Below are 15870 nucleotides of genomic sequence, written 5' to 3'. Positions count from 1 at the left end.
GGAGGCTCGAACATGCATTCCCGAAGGAACTATCGACCGTCTCGTCCGCCGGGCGCGGTGCGCAGGTCATCGTGGGTAGGCGGCCTCGCCGCGCTCACGTTCGTGGCGTCCGTGCAGGCGGTGCTGCTTCCTGCCTGCGGCAGCGACTCGTCCCCGTCGCAGCCCGGAAATCCCGATGCATCGCGGGACGCTGCACCCTCCCAGGATGGAGGAGGCCCGCCGGCCGATTCTGGGCAGCCCGATCAAGCGTCACCACTGCCCGATGCCGGCGTCGCGCGTCCGCACGCGGGCGGCGTTCCCACGGCCATCGCGCTCGTCGATCATTGGGCGTACATCACCATCGGTCCACGCCTCACGATCTGGGATGTGAGTGCACCGAGCGCGCCCTCGCTGCGTGGGGAAACGCCGCCGTTCGCCGCCATCCTCAACGGAGTGGCGGTCGCCGGCACGTTCGCCTACGTGAGCGAGGCCACGACGGAGGGCGACGGACTCGTTCGCGTGATTGACGTGAAAGATCCGGCCACGCCTACCGAGGTCTCGTCATTCCACCTCGGTCCCTCTACGACCCCCGAGGGCGCACATGGGGTGACGGTCATCGGCAAGCAGCTCATCATCGGCGGCGACACGGCGCTCTGGGTCTTCGACCTCACCGACCCGCGCGCGCCGGCACCGATCCGATCGATCCAAGGCCAGGCCGAGCACTTCCGGCTCCTCGGAAAGCGCCTCTATTATTGGAGCCGCACATTCACCGGGGGCGTCTATTTGGGTGCGCTCGACACCAGCGCCGACCTGGCCGATCTCGGCGCGGGCTTCTACACGGGTGCGCTCGGCGCCGACGTTGCCGCCGGTGACCTGGTCATCGTCACCAGCGGCATCGGGACGCAGGTCTTCGACGCGAAGAATCCCTCGAGCCCAGGCTCGCCGTTGTTCGAGAGCGAAACGCAATCGCGCACGCTTGCGGCCCTTGGTCCCGCAGCGTGGGTCCCTGCTTGGGACGGGCTCCACGTGCTCGATCTGTCCAACCCCAAGAGCATCTCCGATACCGGTCCCATCGCCATGCCGTCCGAGGGGATCCGGGACGCCGCCATCTTGGGCAACGTCCTCGGGGTCGTGACCGATCGCGGCAAGCTGCTCACCATCGATGTCACCGAGCCGCGTGCGCCCGTGTCCAAGGCGGTCGTGGACATTTCACTGTGCAGCGAATGCATCGGGGTGCAGGCTGCCGCGGGCAATCTGTTCCTCGGCGCCGGCTCCGGCGGACTGCGCACCGGCACCGTTTCCGATTTGAAGTTCCTCGGGAGCGCGTACCCGGGCACGCTCCTCGCGCCCGTCGACTTCGAGGGAATCGCGGTCGAAGGCAACATCGCCTACGTCGCGGATTGGTACGGGGGCGGTCTGCGCATCTACGACGTATCGGATCCCACGCACCCCAAGCAAATCAGCCAGCTTGCAGGCGGAAATTACCATGCGGTGGCCTACGCAGGCGGCCGGGTTTACCTCGGACAGCGGACCAACGGTGGCGTGATCACCGTGATCGACGTGTCCGATCCGACGCACCCGACGCCACTCGGCTCGATCGAGACCGACCAGACCTGGGCCATCACCCTGCGCGGATCGCTCGCCTTCGAGACGGACAACGGTGGGCTGACGATCTTCGACGTATCGAACCCCGCATCGATCACCACCGTCGGCCGGTACGCGTGCCCCTACGGGCAAGGGGTCGCCCTGTCGGGGAACATGGCGGCGGTGGCGTGCACCGATGGGTTTCACTTCGTGGATGTGTCCAATCCGGCGACGCCCGTGAAAAAATCCACATGGGCCCCCAAGTGGCCCGGTTCCTCCGCCGCCGTGGCTGCATCCGGAACACGGATGTACCTCGGGCACAGCGAGGGGGTGACCGTCGTGGACCTCGCCGATCCGACCGCGCCCAAGGTGCTCGACCGGTGGCGGACTTCGTACGACGTCCGCAGCCTGACGCTGTCCGCGCCGGACCAGCTGATCGCCACGTGCGGAAGCGGCGGCGTGTACAAGTGGAGCCTTTCGCCGAAGTGAACCGCGGCTGGCGCCCAACTTGCTCACTGCGCCGGGCGTGTTGTCGGTCACTGTCGAAATGGAAATCGGGCGGGACGCGGATGCGACATCCGCGTCATCCGCCCAGGCACAACGTGGCGCACCCAACTCCATCCAGGTCGCCGTGGAGGTTCATGCGGACTTCGTGCGGCGCTCGCTCCGTCGGCTGGGGGTCCCCGACAGCCTGGCCGACGATGCGAGGCAGCAGGTCTTCGCGACCTACGCGCGCAAAATCGAGCGCATTCACGCGGGAGCGGAGCGCGCCTTCCTCTTTTCGACCCTGAGCTACGTCGCCGCGCACATTCGCCGCTCCCTCGCGCGATCCCGCGAGCTCTCCGCGCACGATGTCCTGGAGGTCGCCGACCCCTCGCCCTGCCCCGACCAACTCGCCGAGCAGCGCCAGGCCCGTGCGATCCTGTGCAAGGTGCTCGAAGCGCTGCCCGTCGACCTGCGCACCGTCTTCGTGCTGTTCGAACTCGAGGAGCTCTCGGCCCCCGAGATCGCCGAGCTCACCGGAATCCCCACGGGGACGGTCGCCTCCCGCCTCCGCCGAGCCCGCGCGGAGTTTCGCAAAGCCGCCAACCGCGTTCGACGTTGAAGCTTTGCGCACATTCGTCATTCGCTGATTGGGATGAACCGCGTCGATGCGAAACAGCGACGGGTACCCGCTTCGTCGACCTGGCAACATACATCGGGCTCGTTGCGCTCGGGCGCCCAACCCTTCGGGCACGCTATGGAGCAGGCGGGCCCATGCGAAGTTGGCTGCCCCTCGTTGGCGGGCGCGCAGAAGGTCTGCAGCATGCGCTCTTTGTTCATCCCCAATGCGTACGTGAAGCACCCGAACGTCTTGCAGCTCCGGTCGAGGCTCCATCCGGGTGGGCACTTGTTCTGCAGCCAGCACGCGCCGGGCGCATCACCTTCCCTCTCGCTTTCGGCCATGGCACACACGCCGTAGCTGCAGGTAATGCAGTCTTGCGGATTCGCGAGCGTGCAGCAGAGCGTGGCATCGCCGTAGGTGAGCCACCCCGGAGGGCACGGGCGAAAGGGTCTCCCTTTGTGCGTCACGCAGGAGGAAGCATGTTCACCGTTGTCGCCGGTGCAGCAGATGTTGGCGTGCTCGTAGTTGTCCGGGCAATGAGCGGGCGGCAGACCGATGACGCTCGGATCGACCTCCAGGGGTCCGGCATTGCTTCCGATGGAGACCATCGGATCGCTGCAGCCGGTGCTTGTGCGGGCCACGACCACGAAGGACATGAACGCCAGCGCGCGGGTGACGGTGCTGCTCAAAACTGCACCTCCGCTCCCATGGCCAAATGGTTGGCCATTCCCGTGCCGGAGGCGGTCGAACGATCCACCGGCGCCGTCGCGGCCGATGGATCAGGACGTTCGCCGGGCGAGTGTGCGGGAGCCGTCTGACCATACACGGAGCCGGTGACCACCGTGGCGAGGCTCGTCATCGTTCCGCAGGCCATCGCCGCAAAGCGTCGATACATCATCTCTTTGCACCGCGACCATGCCAAGGACGTACCTCGTGGCACCGACGACTTTCCTCGCGCCGGAAATTCGAACAAAGTGCACGCGTGGCGACCTCGAGCCGGCTCGATCGCATGTGCGATGACCTCACCGACGAACAGCGCATGATCGCGGAGGTGGCCGCCGAGTTGAGCGCACGACGCTTGGCCCCGCACGCGGCGGAACGGGACCGGAGCGGCAGCTTCCCCATCGACGAGATCCGCGAGCTCGCCAAGCGCGGATCCGTTCGAGAGGATTCATATCGGACAGTGGCGCACTTGGATGGTGCATGGGGTGTACGTCAAGGACGCACGCCGCGGGCACGGAAACTTCGATATCGTGATCCCGTTCATGAACGACGATCTGATGCGCACCGTGGCCGGGCTTCCCGTCGGCATCAAACGCGAGCTCCTGCACGATGCGCTGCTGGATCGCGCGGGCTTCGTGGCCGGACGCATCGGCCCGACCACCGTGCGCCGCCTTCTCTCCGAGCATCAGGCGGGCGCCGATCACAGCAGGGTCCTGTGGGCGCTGCTCTTTCTCGAGTTCTGGCAGAAAGGAGTACGGACATGATCCGCCATGCCGAGGCACTGTTGGGCGCCCTGCGATCGGTGCAGGAGACCCTGCGCGACGCCGTGATCGAGGCGTGCGAGCAGCGCGAGGTCGAAGATCTCGCGCGGGTGGTGGAGGACGGGCACGGCGACACCACCTTCGCGCTCGACCGGGTTGGCGAGCATCGCTTGGTCGAGCTCTTTCTACCCGTCGCGCGCGAGTGGACGTGCGTGCTGGTGGCCGAGGGCCTGCCCCCGGAGGGCATCGTGCTGCCCGAGGGCACCTCCCGTGAGCGCGCTGAAATCGTCGTTATCGTCGATCCCATCGATGGCACACGCGGCCTCATGTACCAAAAGCGCAGCGCGTGGATCCTCGCCGGCGCGGCCCCCAACCGCGGGGACGCCACGTCGCTTGCCGACATCGATGTCGCGGTGCAGACCGAGATTCCGATCCTCAAGCAGCATCTGGTCGACTGCGCGTGGGCGATCAAGGGGCGCGGCTCCGCTGCCGAGCGCCTCGATCGCGTGACTGGCAAGCGGCAGCCGTTTCGGTTGCGACCCTCGTCTGCCACGACCGTCGCGCAGGGCTTCGGGGGCCTGGCGCGCTTCCTACCCGGCGGCCGAAGCGTGCTCGCGGCTATCGATGACGCCGTCTACGAACGATTGCTCGGCGTGCCTCGACCCGGTCAGGCGCAGGCCTTCGAGGACCAGTACATCTGCAGCGGAGGCCAGCTCTACGAGCTCATCACCGGCCATGACCGGTGGATCGCCGACCTGCGCCCGTTGCTGAGAGCGCGCGGCGTTGCCCACGGTCTGTGCGCCCATCCATATGACTTGTGCACGGAGCTCATCGCTCGCGAAGCCGGCGTGCTGGTGACCGACGCGGCGGGCGATCCGCTCACCGCTCCACTCGACACCACCACCGATGTCGCGTGGGTCGGTTACGCCAATGCCGCCATCCGCGGCATGGTGGAGCCCGCCCTCCGATCCGCGCTGTCCCAGTTCGACCTGATCGGGCGCGTCCTGGCACTCGAGAACCAATGATGCAAACGCCGGAGGTCGAATTCACTGTGGGAACGCATGGTCGCGCGAGCCTTGGCCGGCGTGCGCCGGTTGGCCGGTGCCTCGGCAGGTTCGCGCGGGGTGATGGGCGCGGTATCGCCGTCGTCCAACTCCCCGGTGTGGCGCAGCTTCTTGTGCGCGAGCTGGAACTTCAGCACCGTGTCGATCGCATGGTGCAGGTGCACGGTGGATACGGCTACTCCCGGGACTACGCCGTCGAACGCATGTACCGCGACGCGCGCGTCACCCGCATCTACGAGGGCACCAGCGAAGTGCAGCGCCTGGTCATCGCACGCGACCTCGTTCGCGCCCTCGATTAGACGTGTCCGCGCGCCGCTTACAGCGCCGGCAATTCCACCTTCACCGGGTACAAGCGGGTCGTAGTCGTACCGTCGCCAAGCTGCCCGGCACCATTGTACCCCCAACAGCGAACCTGACTGCGATTCAGCACCGCGCAGCTATGCAGAATTCCCAGAGAGATATCCGTCACACCCGACAAGGCTACTCCTGGACTGTTTTCCACGACGACCGGATACGCGCGGTTCGTGGTCGTAGCGTCTCCGAGCTGTCCGGATTTGTTGTATCCCCAGCAGCGCATCTGGCCATTGTCGAGCAGCGCGCAACTATGATGCTCTCCGCTCGAAATGGCTTTCACGCCCTTCAAAGGGGTGCCCGATGCGGCCTTCACGGGCGCCGGGTAGGCGCGATCGACCGTCGTTCCGTCGCCCAGTTGGCCGCGAACGTTGTATCCCCAACAATGCACCTCGCCCGTCGCAAGGAGCGCGCACGTATGCATCATGCCGAGGGCAAGGGCTTTCACGCCCCTTAGAGGTACGCCCGGTGCCGTCTCCACGGTGACGACTTCGGAGCGCGACGCGGTCGTGCCGTTGCCGAGCTGCCCGGCGTAGTTGCTTCCCCAGCAGCGCACTTCGTCGCTATCGAGCAATGCGCAGTTGAAGCCGCCGCCCGCGGCCAGCGTTTTCACGCCGCGGAGAGCAACGCCCGCCACCTGCACCGTGACGGGAAGGGTGCGCTCTACCGTCGTGCCGTCGCCGAGCTGCATGGTGTCGTTGTCTCCCCAGCAACGCACCTCGCTATCGAGCAGTGCGCAGCTATGGTGGTGGCCGAGGGCAAGCGCGGAGATCTCTTTGAGAGGGGCCCCCCGCTGCCTGTCGACGGTCACGGGGCGATAGCTGGACATCGTTTCCCCATTGCCGAGCTCCCCCCAGCGGTTGGAGCCCCAACAACGCGCCTCGCGGGTACCGAGCAACGCGCAGCTATGCTCGTCACCCAGCGCAACGACCTTTGCCCCCTTTAGAGCCGCGCCAGGTGCGGTCTCGACGACGACGGGGCTAGGGCGATAGGTATTCGACCCGTCACCGAGCTGTCCATCGTAGTTGAATCCCCAACAAAACACCTTGTTGCTCTTGAACACGCACGAGTGGTCACCACCCACCGAAAGTTGCACGTCACCAAGACCGAGGGCCGACTCCGCGGTATCGACCGCCTCGACTTCCCCCGCGCAACCCATCAGCGCGAGGACACCAGGTATCAAGACCTTTGAAAGATTCATACGTTCTCCAAAGTAGATAGGAAAGCTACGATCGCTTCGACGGCTCCGAGCGCATGATGGAGCAACGAATCGCGAACTTTGTCGCAATTTGCTAAACCAAGTCGATCGGCGATGTCCTATCCACTCATCCACGAGGTGCGTCGAACGACATGAGAAACAATTGCGACAACTCCTGTCCGTAGCTGTAAGCATACGCCCCACCGTCGCGATCGATGACCACGGAGTCGACGCCTTTGAGGCCGACCCGTGGGGGATGGATCTCGCCGAGCGGGCGTAGGTCGCCGGATGCTGCGTCGACGCCGGTGAGAACGATGGGGGTCGTTCGGTTGCGCACGACGAGGGTGTCGCCCTTTTCGAGCCAGCCGCACACGGATTGACGGGCGAATGCGCCGGGGACGACGCGCGTGCGCCCTTCGTGAACGTCGACCACGCGGAGTGTGCCCTCGCGGTCGACGAAGGCGAAACGCTGACGCGCGGGATCGGTCTCGCCGTGGCCGAAAATGCCCTCCTCGGTGAGCGGCTTGGGCGCGGCATGGCCCACGTCGATGCGCCAAAGGCGAGGCTCGCGATCCTTGACCCCCGCGACGACGACGAGCGCATTCTCGTCGAGCCATCGGCCGGAGCGCACCTCCGAGATGGCGCCAAGAGAGAGCGCGGGGCGTTCGGCGCCGTCGTCGAGGTACACGAGGAGCGGCGTCGCGTGGCCGGGAACGACGGCGGCCACGCGCTTGCCCGACGGCGAGAGCGCAATCGGGATGCCAGGCCCGAGATGAATGGGCGCGCCGCCGGTGATGCTGCGAAGGTAAACGCCGAGGGTGGCTTCGACCACGCCGAATTCGCCCAGGAGCAACGTGTGGCCGTCGGCGGATCGATCGACCACGCTGGAGAACTCCGACAAGGATCGGTCGAAGGACTCGTGCGCCATCGAGCCGACGGCCGCGACCAAGGTGCGCAGCCGCCATTGGTCGAGCGACACCGCGACACGGCCGTCTTGGGCGACGTCGTGGACGCGCAGGCGCCCGGCCATTCGAGCCACGAGCCACTCGCGGCCGCCCAGGGTAACCATGCGCACCGCGTTGTTCGCGTCATCGCGCGCGGCGGAGAACCAAAGGGCGTCCCCGCTCGGATCCCACGCGAGCCCCGCGGCGCTTGCCCAATCGGCCGACAGTGTCCTTCGTTTCCCACTGGCGGTATCGACGAGAATCACGTCGCCGCGGTCGTCCTGCGGCGATGGGTGCATCATGCACGCAACATGTTTACCGTCGGGGGAGATGCGCGGATGGGTCAGCCACCCCGACGCGGTTTCGACGAGCACGCGCCCGAGCGGCGACTCGAGGCTCGAGCCGCGTGCGGTGTAGCGCACGATGGCGAGATCGACCCCGTTCGGCGCGAAATCCGCCGCTTGCACGTCGTCCATGAGCATGCGGGGTGCGCCGCCCGACAGCGGCATGACGGCGAGCCGTCCGGTCGCGCACTGCCCTTCCACATAGTGCTTCCCGATGCACAGGGCCACGTCCCCGCGCGATGACACGGCGAGCACGTCCGCGGACGCGACGTCGAGCGGACGCGCCGTCCCGCCGTCGAGCCGCAGCGTGTAACCCGTGAGCGGCTCGTCTTCCCACGCGGCACCATAGAGGATGCTGCCGCCGTCGCGTGTAAAGCGCGCGGTCCAGAGCCCGCCGTGACGAAACGTGAGCTGACGGAATGCCGGCGGCACATGGGCGGGCCGCCGTATCATGAACGCGCCGGCCGCAAGCCCTGCGAGACCTGTTGCCGCCGCGCCGAGAAGCAAACGGCGTCGCGCGATCGACGGCTGGCGCGCAGGCGTCGCGGGGGCGTGGCCGTCGAGGACCCACGCGAGATCGTGTGCGGAATGAAATCGCCGGCGGGGGTCTCGCTCGAGACAGCGTGCGATGACGGCACCGATCGGGGCCAGTTCCTCGGCATCCGCGGGCGGAGGCGCGTCGTTGAGAAGCGACGCCATACGCTCGGCATGGCTCTCGCCGCTCACCGCGCGCTTGCCGGTGGCCATCTCGTACAAGATCGCGCCCACCGCGAAGATGTCGCTCCGCGCATCGGCCGGCTCGCCGCGCGCCTGCTCGGGTGCCATATAGCCCACGGTGCCTTGCATCCACGCGCGCCCGTCACCTCCCTCGCGCTCGGCTTCGCGCACGATCTTGGCGAGGCCGAAGTCGAGAATCTTCAGGGTACCGTCCTCGGTCACCATAAGATTTTCCGGCTTGAGATCGCAATGCACGATCCCCTGCGCGTGGACGGCGGCGAGCCCGCGTGCCAGCTCGAGGCCGAGGCGCATGCGCTGGGTGAGAGGCAGCGCGTGCGGTGCGGAGCGACCGTGGCGCGACTCCAGCATGCTGCGCAACGATTCGCCTCGAACGAGCTCGCATGCGATGAAGGTGATGCCATCATCGGTGCCGATGTCGTAAACGGCCACCACGTTCGGGTGGGCGACGGCCGCCGCTGCACGCGCCTCGTCGCGCAGTCTTCCAGCGCGCGCGTTCGAATCGGGTGCGTGACCCGGCAGCACTTTGACCGCGACGTTGCGGCCGAGTCGCTCGTCCCATGCGCGGTAGACGGCGCCCATTCCACCGGCACCGATCTGGGTGTCCAGCCGGTACGGTCCGAGAACACGCCCGACGAGCCCTCCCCAGCGCGGTGCCGGGGGGGCAACTTCGGGCGACGCCCTCATGTCGAGCAGCGCCGCGAGCCATGCGCTGCACGTCGCACAATCCGCCAAGTGCTCTTCGATGGCGGGCTCCTCTCGGAAGCGATCCCCACCGCCGCGCGCCAGTTCGAGCAGCTCGTCTTCACCCAGACAATGGCCCACGGGCACAGGCTACCATCGAGCGGGTCAGTGCGAGCGGAGCCACGCGACGAGCGGTTGCCAGACCAAGCTGGCCGCATCGTTGCCGAAGAGCATGTCGGAATGACCGAAGTCCTCGGCTTCCCTCTCCACCGGCAGCCTTCGCACCACGCGCGTGGTCACGTCCGTCGAACTCACGCGGGTCGTCGTGTAGAGCCCATGATCGCCAATTCCGCCGGCGGCCCCGAGATAGAGCAGTGGGACGCGGATGCGCGACAGCGGCGCGTCCACGGCAAGCGGCCCTTCGTTGCACCAAAGCCCGTCGGCTTCCGCCGCCTCGCGCATCGATTGGTGCAGCGGCGCGCCCGCGTACCATCGCTTCGCCGTATCCTCGAGCGTTTCGCGCAGGCCCGTCACATGGTCGTTCTCGATGACGCCGGCCAAGAGATGGTAAACGGGCGTTGCCTGGTAGAGCAGATACGTTTTGGCCGAGAAGTCCAAGAAGGCTTGCTCGTTGGTGACGAATCGGTTCGGAAAATAGGGCGAGCGATCGTTGGGCGCGGTCATCGCCAAAGTTCCCACGGCGATGATGAACTCGTTCGTCGAGTCGAAGACCCCGTCCGCGAGCGCCTGTTGCTCGTAATCGCGGCTGATGCACGCATTCTTGCGCAGCGGCTCGTCCTCCGGCGCAATCTCCGCATACTCGTCGAGCGACACGATCCCTTTCACATGACGCTCCCACTCGGGTCGCGCCGCCTCCAGCGAGGCATACGCGTACGTCAATTGCCCGCCACGGGAAAAGCCGCCCAACGCGATTCGCCCGGCCCCGCTGCCGGTGGCCGCACGTACGGCCCGCACCACCGCGAGTGCACGCCCCACGTCGTCGAGCTCCTGCGCGACGCCCATGTCCTTCAGGTCCTGCAGGCGGGTCTCCTCGGCGGGAATGCGCGCCCAACGCCGATCGAGCCCCCACACGTCGATCCCATGCTCCGCGAGGTACGTGGCCAATCCCGTGTTCGGCGATGGAGGCACCCCGAGCGCGGGGGCGAAGTTCGTCGTGAACGTGGCGAAATCCCCATGCATCAACATCACGGCATGGGCCGATGGACGCGGACGCCACGGGCCGGCCTCGCGCACGACGCGATGGAGCCACAATTTCGCGTTGGGCGCGTCCCCCACACGAACGGAAAAGCCATAGTGGTACACGTCACCTGTGATGTGATTGCGCGTGAACTCCCCCGCGTTCACCTCACCGATGGCCAGCGATTGTTCCGCCGACTCCACCGGCGAAGGCGCTTCGGTGCAGCCCCACAGCGCGCACACGGACAAAGCTATCCAAAAGATCCCTCGGGACATGAGAACCTCCTATGTAGCCGACACACCCTGCGCGAAACCTTGCAAAGAAAAATGAAAAATCGACTCACCTCACGAATCGGGGCGATTCGTCGCAGTGAGAAGGCGAGCCACGCTGAGCTCCAATTGGCTCCCCACCAGCCGCGCGATGCTCTCCACGCTCCCGGGCGACACGGATAGGCGTGCCACCAATCGTTGCCGCGCATCGTCGGCCACGGTGTCGGTCGCCTTTCGTACCCAACGCGAGGCCGTCGACTCGTGAACTCCGTAGAGGTCTGCGATTCGAACCAGCGTGAGGCCTTCGACGAAACAAAGACGCAGCAACGCACGCTCTCGGGGTGCGAGCGCGCCAAGCGCGCCCTCGAGCGCTTCACGAAATTCCTTGCTGTACGTCTTGCGCAGATGCCGCAGCTCCGCATCGGGTTCGCCCGCGGTCATCTCGGCGAGCACGTCTTCGGCGGCGGGCGCCGACGCTCTCTTCAAGTTGAGCGCCACCCGCAAGGCGGCAACCCCGACCCACGCACGGAGCGGACCGCGGGCCGCATACTCGCCCATGCGCGCGCGTTCTCCCGGCGCCGGCACCAAGAGGCGCACGCGAAGCCCCTGACGAACCTCGTCGCCGAATTCCGGCGCGCGATCGATCCTGCGCGCGGCCGCATCGACGTCGGCTCGAACGTGCTCCTCGAAGCGACGCAGTGCCGCCGGGATCCCCTTCAACGCGCCCCACGCAAGCACCAGGTCGCCCGCGTGTTCCGGCTTTCCGCCGCGCAGGCGGCAGCTCTCCACGTGCGCGAGAAACTCGGGATCGTGCGTATCCACCTCCGCGAGCGCCGCCCGAGCGCGCGCGACCTCTCCTTGCCACGTCGTTTCCACGGGTGCTGTCAGCGCGGGGCTCCCGTATGCTGAGCCGCCAACAGCGGCACCACGATCGCGCTGACGGGGGTCGCTACGCCGTGTGCTGCGCCTTTGCGCAGAATGACGCCGTTTCGCGCGTTCCATTCGGTTTCGCGCCCGGCGCGCCAATCCTCGTACATCGAGTTGCCCGCTTCGGGGTCCGCCGTCATGAAGTCGTGCATCTGGGTGGCGAGGATCCCATCCTCGAGCACTGCACCTTCGGCGCGTCCGACGGCGATGCATTCGGCCAGGATCGCCCGTGCAAGATCGGCGATGCCCGGCCGGTGAAACACCCCCATCGGCTGCCCGGTCAGAGCCAGAATGGCGCCGGCCGGCGCATTGACGCAGAGCTTCCGCCAGGCCTGGCTGCGCCAGTCATCGCGGATGTTCGACGCGAGGAACGACCCCGCCAGCAACGCGCAAAATGCCTCACCGGCCGGACCTGCGGGGACGCTGGCGCGCGCGTGGGGCCCCCATTCGGCGATTCCGGGCCGCTGGCGCGTCGCGGGCATATCGACCATGACGGGCACGCAAACCGTATTCGCCGGCACGAAGGGGCTGACATTCTCGAGATGCTCGACGCCATTCTGCAAGATGGCCAATTGCGTTCGAGGGCCTATGGCGGCACGCAATGCCTCGGCCACCGAGGCAACCTGGTGTGCCTTGACGCACGAAAATACCCAATCGCTGGCCCGAAGTTGATCCAGTGCCGTCACCACGCGTGCCGCCACGACCTGCGCCACCTGCCCCTTGCGCCCGACGGCGAGGGTCGAAAATGGCTGGCGCGCGAAGAAGGTCACCTCGTGACCGCCCGCCATCAGCGCCGCGCCCACGCACAGACCGATCGCGCCCGGGCCAATCACCACGATTCTGCTGGTCATGCAGACGATGTCCTTTTGCCCGGGTCGGACCGCTTCACGGTGAAGGTCCGTCATCCGCGATGCTTCCGCGGATGCGTTCCCTTGTAAAGCCTGATGCGCGTCCGACGGGAGAATCCGCTGAGCCGTGCACTCCGCCCGTCGGCCACTGTGTACGGGGGCATGGTCGTCATGCCACAATTGGTCCAAGGAGCACATTTCGATTGGACCCGCGCACGATGGGCCATCCTTCTTCAGGTCAAGAGCTTCAGCCGGGCACCACCTTTGCCGAGCGATACCGCATCGAGACGTACCTCGGTGCGCGAGGCATCTGGGCGATCTTCCGCGCCTTCGATACGACGTTGCTTCGCACGGTGGCCCTCAAGGTGTTGCGCCGCGATCGCATCGGCAGCGCGATGTCGCCCGAGTTCGCGCGCATCCTAAGTGCGGCGCGGGCCGCCGCTGCGTTTTCCCATCCGGGGCTCGCCGCGGTTCACGATAGCGGTGAGCACGATGGCGTGGCGTTCATCGCGGTGGAATTCATCGAGGGACAGCTGCTCCGAGAGTACATCGGGGCGACGGCCGAGGTCGCGTTCTCCGACCAGCTTCGTTGGATGACGGAGCTCGCGCACGTGCTGGCGGCGCTCCACGACGAAGGGCTCGTGCATCGAGAGGTCAATCCCGACAACGTCGTCATTACCCCCGAAGGCAACACCCGATTGCTCGGAATCGCCACGCCCCGCGAAGGCGAACCGGTGCACGACGCGACCGCCATGGACACGCCAGGGTACGCCGCGCCGGAACAAATGGGCGGCGTGGCCGTGCTCGATGGCCGCGCGGATCAATATGCGTGGGCCGTCACCGCGTACGAGTTGTTCTGCGGTGAGCTCCCATGGTCCGACGGCACCACGCTCCGTGATGGGGCAAAGGCGCCCGGCCACCCTATTCCCCCCCGCGTCGCCGAGGTCCTTCGGCGGGCGCTCGCGCACGAACGCGAGGACCGCTTCGCATCGATGGACGAGCTCCTCGTCACGCTCGACGAGTCTCCCGATTCGACGCGACCGGTCTCGCCTCGCGTCGCCGTCGGGCAAGTGTCGCTGGACGCTCCACTGCGGAAAGACGCACGTCCGCGCGGACGCCGTGCGGCCGCATGGGCGCTCGCGCTGCTCGTCGTATCGGCAGCAAGCTTCGCCGTATGGCACTCCGCCCGCCGGCGCCCCCTTCCCAGTGCGGCGGCGGCGCCCGTAGGCACCACGCTGCTCGATCTTCCCATGCCCGTCGCGTGCAACGACGAGGCAAAGTCATCGTACCGCCAAGGGCTCGTCGCCTTGCATGCGGCCAATTGGGAGGCCGCGCACGTGGCGTTCGAAAAAGCGGCGAGCGCCGATCCCGTTTGCCCGGAAGCGCAGCTGCGGCTCGCCATGGCTGGTGAAGTTCACTATTCGATCGTCAAACAACGGGAACACTTCCGCCAGGCGCTGAGCCTGCGCGAGGGGCTGAGCGAGCGCGATCGCATTTTGCTCGATGCGACTTCACACGTCGTCATTCCGGCACCGCCGGACCGGATGGCCAAAACGCGCGCGCTCGAGGAAGGGGCCAAACGATTCCCGCTCGATGCAGAGCTTTTGACCCTCGCGGGAATCAATCAAATCAATTACCAGAAAGACACCGAATGGCCCATGCGCGCGCTCGAATACGCGCAGCGCGCCCTGGCCGTCGATCCTGAAAGCGCCGATGCCTGGCAGCTCCAAGGGCAAACTCTTTGGCGCTTGCGACGCTACGACGAGGCCATCGCGTCGCTCCATCGATGCGTCGACGTTTCGCCGACCGCGGCGGATTGTTTGAACGACGCGAGCACCATTTTGACGGACAGCGGCAAATGCCAAGAGGCGGCCACCGAGCTGCGGAAAATGCTCACGCGCGTGCCGGACAGTGCGCGTGGCTACAACCAGCTCGGCCACGTACTCGCGAGCGCGGGAGCTCCCCGGCTCGAGATCGAAGAGGCGCTCCAACATCGCTGGGAGCTGCTCTCCTCGGAGCTTCGGCCGATCGTGCGTCTCCACGATTTGGCACGACTGGCGGCGTTGCGCGGTGATTTCGAGCGGGCCCACGCGCTGGCCATCGAGCTGGCGAAAACCGCCGAAACGTATTCATCGCTCGCCGCGCATCAACGCGTTGCCGATTTTTCCTTCGAGCTTGCCATGGAGACCGGACAAACGAAGGAGGCCATGGCCATCGCCGAGCGCTACATCGTCCGGCGCGAGATCTGGATGGGATCCGATGGGGATATGGCGCAGGAGAGCCAGGACAATGCCTTTGGTCTCGAGCCGATGATGCTCGGCCTGCTCTTGCGCCAACGGCGACTCGATGCCGCCGAATGGAGCGCCAAGGCGCAAGCCTGGGAGGAGCGCACCAAATCCATCATGCGGCCACGCGAATCCTGGGCGTACCGATGGAGTCCCACCAGCGATACACCGGCCGAGGCGGTGCAAAACTGGGGAAATCGCCCAACCGAGAGCGGTCGGCTCTACAGCTTAGGTCCGGTCTACGGGGTTTCCCCCGCGCAAACGTTCGAAGGACGAATCGCGCTGATGGCCGGACAGCCGAATGTCGCCGTCGAGTTGCTGGAAGCGTCCACACGCCGGTGCCGCGATTTGGGTCGCCCCTTCGTGTACACGCAAGGAAAGCTTTGGCTCGGTTTGGCCAAGGAGCGCGCCGGCGACAAGGCCGGCGCGTGCGAAGCCTACGGCGTGGTGCTCCAGCGCTGGGGCAACGCCAAGCCGCGTTCGAAGACCGCCGACGAAGCGCGCGCACACAGCGACGCGCTCGGCTGCGTCAAGACCAGCGATGGGCCTCGCCTTTGACGGCGTCGATCTCGTAATCGAGATCCATCGCGGCCTCGCGCTGCTGCGCGGGCGCTTCGTCGAGGCGACGGCAGTATTCCAAATGCGCGGCATCGAGGCGCCCGACGGCACCGCTCATGGCCGCGAGGGGGGCGAGCACGGGCTGAGGCCCCGCGTGAATCCCACCTGCAAGGCGTTTGGCCGAATCGAAGTGATGCACGAGCTTGGACGCGCTCTCTCGAAGAGGCGCGGGGACCGTCTCGGGTCCTTCCCATCGGCTGATTCGAGCCGTGGCAACCAATGAGTCCATCAATGAATTGAGTAGCTTACGAAA

At 66.6% G+C, this 15870-nt stretch carries 13 protein-coding genes and 1 pseudogene; 6 read left to right on the top strand and 8 right to left on the bottom strand.

What is annotated here, in order from left to right:
- The first annotated feature begins 12 nt into the window (after positions 1 to 12).
- On the top strand, positions 13 to 2052 hold the full coding sequence (locus LVJ94_03430; protein WXB06297.1) for a hypothetical protein: 2040 nt from the start codon (positions 13 to 15) through the stop codon (positions 2050 to 2052).
- Between the two features lie 37 nt (positions 2053 to 2089).
- Positions 2090 to 2668 (top strand): sigma-70 family RNA polymerase sigma factor, encoded by a 579-nt coding sequence (locus LVJ94_03425; GenBank protein ID WXB06296.1) that lies wholly within the window; start codon positions 2090 to 2092, stop codon positions 2666 to 2668.
- Positions 2669 to 2685: 17 nt separating this feature from the next.
- Here the strand turns inward: LVJ94_03425 and LVJ94_03420 are convergent, their stop codons facing one another.
- The gene (locus tag LVJ94_03420; protein ID WXB06295.1) at positions 2686 to 3357 is read right to left on the bottom strand and encodes a hypothetical protein; all 672 of its coding nucleotides are present in this window, start codon (positions 3355 to 3357) and stop codon (positions 2686 to 2688) included.
- Positions 3354 to 3566, bottom strand: a complete 213-nt coding sequence (locus LVJ94_03415; protein ID WXB06294.1) for a hypothetical protein — start codon at positions 3564 to 3566, stop codon at positions 3354 to 3356. Before LVJ94_03415 ends, LVJ94_03420 begins: the two co-directional genes overlap by 4 nt.
- 310 nt (positions 3567 to 3876) lie before the next feature.
- Between LVJ94_03415 and LVJ94_03410 the strand changes: the two genes are divergently transcribed.
- From LVJ94_03410 to LVJ94_03400, 3 genes and pseudogenes are all read left to right on the top strand, one after another.
- Entirely contained in the window at positions 3877 to 4155 is a 279-nt protein-coding gene (locus LVJ94_03410; GenBank protein ID WXB06293.1) for a hypothetical protein, read from the top strand.
- Complete coding sequence (locus LVJ94_03405; GenBank protein ID WXB06292.1) at positions 4152 to 5177, top strand: hypothetical protein; 1026 nt, start codon at positions 4152 to 4154, stop codon at positions 5175 to 5177. Before LVJ94_03410 ends, LVJ94_03405 begins: the two co-directional genes overlap by 4 nt.
- 191 nt (positions 5178 to 5368) lie before the next feature.
- Positions 5369 to 5515 (top strand): annotated as a pseudogene (locus LVJ94_03400) (acyl-CoA dehydrogenase).
- Between the two features lie 17 nt (positions 5516 to 5532).
- Here LVJ94_03400 and LVJ94_03395 read toward each other — a convergent pair.
- The 5 genes from LVJ94_03395 to LVJ94_03375 form a co-directional block, all read right to left on the bottom strand.
- Positions 5533 to 6768: a hypothetical protein gene (locus LVJ94_03395; GenBank protein WXB06291.1), complete on the bottom strand. Its 1236-nt coding sequence runs from the start codon at positions 6766 to 6768 to the stop codon at positions 5533 to 5535.
- 124 nt (positions 6769 to 6892) lie between these two features.
- Positions 6893 to 9613 (bottom strand): serine/threonine-protein kinase, encoded by a 2721-nt coding sequence (locus LVJ94_03390; protein ID WXB06290.1) that lies wholly within the window; start codon positions 9611 to 9613, stop codon positions 6893 to 6895.
- Between the two features lie 24 nt (positions 9614 to 9637).
- On the bottom strand, positions 9638 to 10945 hold the full coding sequence (locus tag LVJ94_03385; protein WXB06289.1) for a hypothetical protein: 1308 nt from the start codon (positions 10943 to 10945) through the stop codon (positions 9638 to 9640).
- Between the two features lie 69 nt (positions 10946 to 11014).
- Positions 11015 to 11941, bottom strand: a complete 927-nt coding sequence (locus tag LVJ94_03380) for a sigma-70 family RNA polymerase sigma factor (protein ID WXB06288.1) — start codon at positions 11939 to 11941, stop codon at positions 11015 to 11017.
- On the bottom strand, positions 11824 to 12717 hold the full coding sequence (locus LVJ94_03375; GenBank protein ID WXB06287.1) for a 2-dehydropantoate 2-reductase: 894 nt from the start codon (positions 12715 to 12717) through the stop codon (positions 11824 to 11826). The genes LVJ94_03380 and LVJ94_03375 overlap by 118 nt, the downstream gene beginning before the upstream one ends.
- A 215-nt stretch (positions 12718 to 12932) precedes the next feature.
- On the opposite strand from LVJ94_03375, the gene LVJ94_03370 reads away from it, so the two are divergent.
- Entirely contained in the window at positions 12933 to 15557 is a 2625-nt protein-coding gene (locus LVJ94_03370) for a protein kinase (GenBank protein WXB06286.1), read from the top strand.
- Here the strand turns inward: LVJ94_03370 and LVJ94_03365 are convergent.
- Complete coding sequence (locus tag LVJ94_03365; protein ID WXB06285.1) at positions 15529 to 15846, bottom strand: hypothetical protein; 318 nt, start codon at positions 15844 to 15846, stop codon at positions 15529 to 15531. The two genes, LVJ94_03370 and LVJ94_03365, sit on opposite strands and share 29 nt — an antisense overlap.
- Between the last annotated feature and the right edge of the window lie 24 nt (positions 15847 to 15870).

Source organism: Sorangiineae bacterium MSr11367 (genome assembly GCA_037157805.1).
Taxonomy (GTDB): domain Bacteria; phylum Myxococcota_A; class Polyangia; order Polyangiales; family Polyangiaceae; genus Pendulispora; species Pendulispora rubella.
This window is presented reverse-complemented; position numbering and strand designations above follow the sequence as displayed.

Coding starts and splice junctions, on each gene's coding strand:
- LVJ94_03430 (WXB06297.1), top strand. CDS start 13: ATGCATTCCCGAAGGAACTATCGACCGTCTCGTCCGCCGGGCGCGGTG.
- LVJ94_03415 (WXB06294.1), bottom strand. CDS start 3,566: ATGATGTATCGACGCTTTGCGGCGATGGCCTGCGGAACGATGACGAGC.
- LVJ94_03405 (WXB06292.1), top strand. CDS start 4,152: ATGATCCGCCATGCCGAGGCACTGTTGGGCGCCCTGCGATCGGTGCAG.
- LVJ94_03395 (WXB06291.1), bottom strand. CDS start 6,768: ATGAATCTTTCAAAGGTCTTGATACCTGGTGTCCTCGCGCTGATGGGT.
- LVJ94_03385 (WXB06289.1), bottom strand. CDS start 10,945: ATGTCCCGAGGGATCTTTTGGATAGCTTTGTCCGTGTGCGCGCTGTGG.
- LVJ94_03380 (WXB06288.1), bottom strand. CDS start 11,941: ATGGAACGCGCGAAACGGCGTCATTCTGCGCAAAGGCGCAGCACACGG.
- LVJ94_03375 (WXB06287.1), bottom strand. CDS start 12,717: ATGACCAGCAGAATCGTGGTGATTGGCCCGGGCGCGATCGGTCTGTGC.
- LVJ94_03370 (WXB06286.1), top strand. CDS start 12,933: ATGGGCCATCCTTCTTCAGGTCAAGAGCTTCAGCCGGGCACCACCTTT.
- LVJ94_03365 (WXB06285.1), bottom strand. CDS start 15,846: ATGGACTCATTGGTTGCCACGGCTCGAATCAGCCGATGGGAAGGACCC.